The sequence below is a fragment of the Campylobacter concisus genome (assembly GCF_002913225.1).
Taxonomy (GTDB): domain Bacteria; phylum Campylobacterota; class Campylobacteria; order Campylobacterales; family Campylobacteraceae; genus Campylobacter_A; species Campylobacter_A concisus_J.
This window is the reverse complement of record NZ_PPAW01000026.1, coordinates 1-436: the sequence shown is the minus strand read 5'-3', so window position 1 is coordinate 436 and position 436 is coordinate 1. Positions and strand designations below refer to the sequence as shown.

Annotated in this window: 1 protein-coding gene; it reads right to left on the bottom strand. The window is 39.9% G+C overall.

Annotation, left to right across the window (positions count from 1 at the left end; translation table 11 throughout):
• Nucleotides 1-94: 94 nt before the first annotated feature.
• Nucleotides 95-436, bottom strand: a 342-nt coding sequence (locus tag CYP26_RS10260) for an Ig-like domain-containing protein (protein WP_181000867.1), incomplete at its 5' end; no start/stop codon positions are given.

The window sequence follows — 436 nt, the reverse complement described above, 5'->3', positions numbered from 1 at the left end:
CAATTACTTCGCCTTTTTCATTTGTAACTACTACTGGAGCATCTACTAGTGGTTTGTCACCATCTGTAGCGTGACCTGTTACAATAGCCTTCTTTTATTCACCTTCAGCTGCGTTGGTCGCCTCACCTGGAGTAGCAACTAGATCTTCTACCACAGGAACATTTTTATCAGTAAATTCTAGGTCGCCAGCTTGAGTAGTGCCTTCACCTTTATTACCAGCTTTACCAGTTACTTCTACTTTAACTATATCATTTGGGTTAACTGGTTTAGTAGTTTCAATAACGAAGTCACCATTGCTATCTGTTTTACCACTACCAATTACTTCGCCTTTTTCATTTTTAACTTCTACTGGAGCATCTACTCGTGGTTTATCACCATCTGTAGCGTGACCTGTTACAATAGCCTTGTCTGATTTACCATCAGATGGGTTGTTAGT